Below are 5,368 nucleotides of genomic sequence, written 5' to 3' on the forward strand. Positions count from 1 at the left end.
CTATCGTGGACGGAGACCCGCCGGATGTCGTTCTCAACCGGGAGATCGTGGAAGCGTACGCTCTCGGTGACAGCGCCCTTCGTGTTCTGATCGCGCAGGAACGTCCCGAATTGGAGCGGCGCCGAGCCGTATATCGTGGGAAAGACCTACCGCTGTCGGTGGCAGGTAAAACTGTTGTTATCGTCGACGACGGGGCGGCCACTGGAACGACGATGAAGGTGGCCATCCGCGCGTTGAAACGGCGCTCCCCGCGAAAGGTCATCGTCGCACTGCCGGTTGCGCCGCCGGAGACCGTGGACGAACTTGCGCAGGAAGCGGACTTGACGATCTGTATCAACCAGCCCGCCCGTTTCCGGGCGCTGAGCTACTATTACGGCAGCTTTCCGCAGCTTTCCGACAGCGAGGTTCTCGACATGATGGCCCTCGCTCGAGGAGACCGTCGCAGTGATGAGGAAAGAAGGCGTCCCGGTGCGGGCATCGCCGACAAATCGAGGCACGAAGCCGGCACTTAAAGCGGGTCGCGTGAAAAAGGATTCACGCGGCCTGCTTTAAGTTTTTGATTTAAGCATGTCTTTATCCCGAAACCGGGTCCACTTTCGGGAGACATGCTTTAGGAGTTCGGCGATGCGGATCCGCACCCTTTCCACCCTGGAATGCACGAAATTGCTGATGACCCATCGCGTCGGTCACCTGGCCTGCGCGAAGGACGGGCAACCCTACATCGTGCCGTTCCACTATGCCTATGCAGACAATCGTCTCTATGCATTTTCAATGCTGGGGAAGAAAATCGACTGGATGCGCCTCAATCCGCTTGTGTCGGTGCAGGTCGACGAGCACAGCACCACCCGAGGTTGGAAAAGCGTCGTCGTCGATGGCCGTTATGAGGAGCTTCCCGATCGAATCGGGCATAAGATGCAGCTTGATCACGCATGGTCCTTGCTGAGCAAGCATGCCGACTGGTGGGAGCCAGGCGCGTTCAAGCCGATCGCATCCTCAGACGCGGAGCATCTTCCTCATGTATTCTTCAGCATTTTCGTCGTGGAAATTTCGGGACGCGAAGCGTCGGAGAACTAACCTCTCCACAGCAAGGTCGTGCGGAAGCAGCGCCAAGCCAACTGCCGCTCGAAGCGGTTGGCGGCATATGCAGCCGACTTGAGGCTCTGCGATGGACTCGCTCATAGTCCAACTCGGTATCGCCTTGGCGATAGGCCTTCTCGTTGGATTGGAGCGCGGCTGGCGAGAACGCGATGCGCCCGACCGGAGCCGAACAGCCGGCATTCGCACATTCGGCATCGCGGGGCTTCTCGGCGGCATCATGGCGGCGTTGGCCGAGGCGCTCAATGCGATTTCCATATTGATCGCCGGCTTCCTCGCCTTTGCTGGCATCTTTGCATGGTACAAGGCGCGCGAAGCCGCGCATGATGAGGATTTCAGCGTTACGACCGTTATTGCGGGCCTGGCGGTGTTTGCCCTTGGCGCGCTCTGCGTGGCCGGCGATTTCCGCGTCGCGGCCGCAGGCGGCGCGGCGCTGGCGGCGCTCCTCGCCAGTCGCGAAATCTTGCATGGGCTCTTGAAGAGCCTGACCTGGATCGAGCTTCGCTCGGCATTGATCCTGGCGGTGATGACGGCCGTAGTCCTGCCCCTGCTGCCGGACCGCACATTTGACCCCTGGGGCGGTTTCAACCCGCGTGAGGTCTGGCTTCTGACGGTGCTGATGGCCTCGATTTCCTTCGCCGGTTATGTCGCGGTGCGCGTCCTCGGAAACGCCCGCGGCTTGATTGTGAGCGCGCTTGCCGGCGCCGTGGTCTCGTCGACCGCCGTCACCCTGTCACTGGCTCGCACCGCCAATGCGTCGGACAATTCCTTGTCCTACGCGGGCGCGGCTTCGCTGGCCGCGATGATCTCGATCTTGCGTGTCTGTCTCGTGGTCCTGTTGCTGGCGCCGGCGGTGGCCGCCTTCATCGCCATGCCCGCGCTCGCTGCAGCGCTGACACTCGGCGTCTGCGGAACGATCGCATTGGCTATTCACGGCCGCAAGCCGGACAACCCCGGCGCGACGCGCAATCCATTCGAACTGGTACCGTTGCTGATCTTTGCATTGCTGTTTGCGGTCGCCTCGACAGCGAGCGCCGCGTTGGCCTTCCAATTCAAGGAACAAGGCCTGCTGGCGAGTTCGGCGATCGCGGGTGCGTTTGACGTTGACGCTTCGGTGCTCAGCGCCCTGCGGCTGGTCAAGCAGTCGATGTCGATCGAAACCGTTGGACATGCGGTGCTGACCGCGCTGATGGCCAACGCAATCGGGCGCCTGTTCCTGGCAGTGTTTGCGGGTCCGGTGAGATTCTGGTTGCCCCTGGCCGGCATGACTTTGACCGCCGCTGTCGCGGGCTACTGCGCCATGCTCCTCCGGTAGATTGTCGCGGCCACGCCACCGGCGCCGAGATCCTGATTTGACCCGTATCAAAGCTGCCGGCCCGCTTTCCTGTTGAATTGCTTCCATCGTTCCAAAGGTGGGAGGGCCTCATGGCCACAACAGACATCAATGTCCCTATCCGGGAAGAGACCGCGACCCCGGCTTCGGCGAAGCTCCGTCTGGGGTCGCTGACGGCGCTCGTCATCGGCTCCATGGTAGGCTCGGGCGTCTTCAGCCTGCCGCAGAACATGGCGGCCGGCGCCGGTCCGCTTGCGATCCTCATCGGATGGACCATCACCGCGGTCGGCATGCTTGCGCTGGTGTTTGTCTACCAGTCGCTGGCGGTACGCCGGCCCGAGCTCGACGCCGGCCCCTATGCCTATGCCAAGGCCGGCTTCGGTCCGTTCGTAGGCTTCAACAGTGCCTGGGGCTATTGGATCAGCGCATGGGTCGGCAACGTTTCCTACGCCGTGATTGTCTTCAGCGCGCTGTCCTATTTCTTCCCCGCCTTCGGCGACGGGAATACCTGGCAGGCGGTGCTCGGCGCATCCATCCTGTTGTGGGCCGTCCATCTCCTGATCCTTGCCGGTATTCGCCAGGCTGCGATCGTCAACACGGTCGTGACCATCGCCAAGATTGCTCCTGTCGTCCTCTTCGTCGGCGTCGTCGCCGTCGCCTTCAAGCTCAACGTCTGGTCGCTCGACTTCACGGGTCTCGGCAACGCCTCCCTCGGTTCGATCGCCGCTCAGGTCAAGAGCACGATGCTGGTGACGCTGTGGGTCTTTATCGGCATCGAAGGCGCCAGCGTTTTCTCCGCCCGGGCGGAGCGCCGCAAGGACATCGCGACCGCGACGGTGCTGGGCTTCTTCACCTGCCTCGCGCTCTACGCGCTGGTCTCGCTGCTTTCGCTCGGCATCCTGAGCCAGCCCGAGCTTGCCGCCCTGAAGAACCCGTCGATGGCGGGCGTGCTGGAGGCGGTGGTCGGGCCTTGGGGCGCCGTGCTCATCAATCTCGCGCTCGTCGTCTCGGTCGTCGGCGCCTTCCTGAGCTGGACGCTGCTAGCCGCTGAAATCCCGCATGTGGCCGGCAAGGACGGAACCATGCCGAAGTTCTTCGGCCGGGAAAGCGAACGCGGCGTTCCCTCGACATCGCTGCTGATCACCAACCTGCTCGTTCAGGCCTTCCTGGTGATCACGCTCTTTGCGCAGAGCACCTACCAGGCGCTTTTCTACATCGCCTCGGCCGCCATCCTCGTGCCTTACATCTTCTCCGGCGCTTTCGCCGCCAAGTTGGCACTGACCGGGGAAAGCTATCGAAGCGGCGAAGGCAGAACGGGACCGCTCGTTGCCGGCATTGTGGCGACGATCTACGGACTGTGGCTCGTCTATGCGGCGGGACCTGCGTATCTGTTCATGTGCGCGATCCTCTATGCACCGGGCGTCATCTTCTACGCCTGGGCCCGCCGCGAGAACAATCAGCGTGTCTTCCACCCGGTGGAAGCCATCATCGCCGCCGCGCTCGTCGCAGTCGCAATCCTTGCCGCCTACCAGATGTGGACCGGCGCCGTCAGCGCGCTTTGAGAGGCCATCCGATGACAAATCTTGGAGTGCATTCGGAAGTCGGTCGCCTGCGCGAGGTTATGGTCCACAGGCCGGATCTCAGCCTGCGCAGGCTAACGCCGGACAACTGCAGGGCGCTGCTGTTCGACGACGTGTTGTGGGTGAAACGGGCGCGCCAGGAACACGACGTATTCGTCGACGCGTTGCGAGAGCGCGGTGTGGTGGTGCATTCGTTCGGCGAACTGCTTGCCGAGACAATGGGCCTCGGCAAGGCTCGCGACTGGCTTCTCGATCGCCGGGTGCATGCCGGAGTGGTCGGCCTGGACATGGTCGACGAGATGCGGGGCTGGCTGAACGAGATGTCGGCCGGCCTGCTGGCAACCTGTCTCGTCGGCGGCATTGCGCGTGCCGAACTGCCGTTTGAGCCCAAGGGCCTGACCGGGAGGACGCTCGCGCCGCAGGACTTCGTGCTGCCGCCGCTCCCCAACCAGCTGTTCACCCGTGACAGCTCCTGCTGGATCTACCGCTCGGTGTCGGCCAACCCGATGTATTGGCCGGCCAGGCGGCCGGAGGCTGCCAATGTCGAGGCTGTCTACCGCTTCCATCCAAGGTTCCGCGACAGCGGCATTCCGTTCGTCTCGCCCCAGGCCGGAACAGGCGTCAGTCTCGAAGGCGGCGACGTCATGCCTGTTGGCGGAGGCGTCGTTCTGGTCGGCATGGGCGAGCGCACCACGCCGCAGGCGGTCGGCGATCTCGCCCGAAGCCTGTTCGCCGCCGGAGAAGCCACACGCGTGATCGCGGCTCTGATGCCGCGCGACCGCTCCTTCATGCATCTCGACACCGTCTTCACCTTCTGCGACCGGGACCTCGCCACCATGTACCCGCCCGTGGTCGAAAGGCTGCGGACCTTCTCGATCCGGCCCGGAGACGGTGATGCGGCAGTCGAGGTCAGGGAGGAGAAGGACCCCTTCATATCCGTGGTCGCGGAAGCTCTCGGGCTGAAATCGCTGCGGATCATCACCACCGGCGGCGACCGTTACGAGGCCGAGCGCGAGCAGTGGGACGATGGCAACAACGTCGTCGCGGTCGAGCCGGGCGTCGTCATCGGCTACGACCGCAACGTCTACACCAACACGCTGCTGCGCCGCGCCGGCATCGAGGTCATCACCGTCGAGGGCGCCGAGCTCAGCCGCGGCCGCGGCGGCGGCCATTGCATGACCTGCCCCATCGCCCGCGACCCGATCTGAAAGGACACCCAATGTCGATCAACCTGCATGGCCGCTCGGTGCTTTCCCTGGATGACCTTTCGGCCGAAGAAATCCGCTTTCTCCTGAAGTTGGCGGCCGACCTCAAGGCCGCCAAGCAGGCAGGCCACGAGATACCTCGCCTCACTCGCAAG

Annotated in this window: 5 protein-coding genes; all 5 read left to right on the forward strand. The window is 63.5% G+C overall.

Annotated elements, in window-relative coordinates; translation table 11 throughout:
- Positions 1-512: phosphoribosyltransferase family protein (locus tag EOD07_RS21100; RefSeq protein WP_127236837.1), on the forward strand; the 512-nt coding region annotated here is incomplete at its 5' end.
- A gap of 112 nt (positions 513-624) precedes the next feature.
- Positions 625-1,074: a pyridoxamine 5'-phosphate oxidase family protein gene (locus EOD07_RS21105; RefSeq protein ID WP_127236838.1), complete on the forward strand. Its 450-nt coding sequence runs from the start codon at positions 625-627 to the stop codon at positions 1,072-1,074.
- Positions 1,075-1,165: 91 nt separating this feature from the next.
- Positions 1,166-2,410 carry an MgtC/SapB family protein gene (locus tag EOD07_RS21110; RefSeq protein ID WP_127236839.1) on the forward strand — a complete coding sequence of 415 codons (1,245 nt, stop codon included), beginning with the start codon at positions 1,166-1,168 and terminating at the stop codon, positions 2,408-2,410.
- A 110-nt stretch (positions 2,411-2,520) separates the two neighbouring features.
- A complete protein-coding gene (arcD, locus tag EOD07_RS21115; protein WP_127236840.1) occupies positions 2,521-3,990 on the forward strand; it encodes an arginine-ornithine antiporter in 1,470 nt (489 codons plus the stop codon).
- Between the two features lie 11 nt (positions 3,991-4,001).
- Positions 4,002-5,216, forward strand: coding sequence for an arginine deiminase (locus EOD07_RS21120; protein WP_041005756.1), 1,215 nt, complete (start codon positions 4,002-4,004; stop codon positions 5,214-5,216).
- Positions 5,217-5,368: the final 152 nt, after the last annotated feature.

It is taken from the genome of Mesorhizobium sp. M2C.T.Ca.TU.002.02.1.1 (assembly GCF_003997225.1).

Coding starts and splice junctions, on each gene's coding strand:
- EOD07_RS21105 (WP_127236838.1), top strand. CDS start 625: ATGCGGATCCGCACCCTTTCCACCCTGGAATGCACGAAATTGCTGATG.
- EOD07_RS21110 (WP_127236839.1), top strand. CDS start 1,166: ATGGACTCGCTCATAGTCCAACTCGGTATCGCCTTGGCGATAGGCCTT.
- arcD (WP_127236840.1), top strand. CDS start 2,521: ATGGCCACAACAGACATCAATGTCCCTATCCGGGAAGAGACCGCGACC.
- EOD07_RS21120 (WP_041005756.1), top strand. CDS start 4,002: ATGACAAATCTTGGAGTGCATTCGGAAGTCGGTCGCCTGCGCGAGGTT.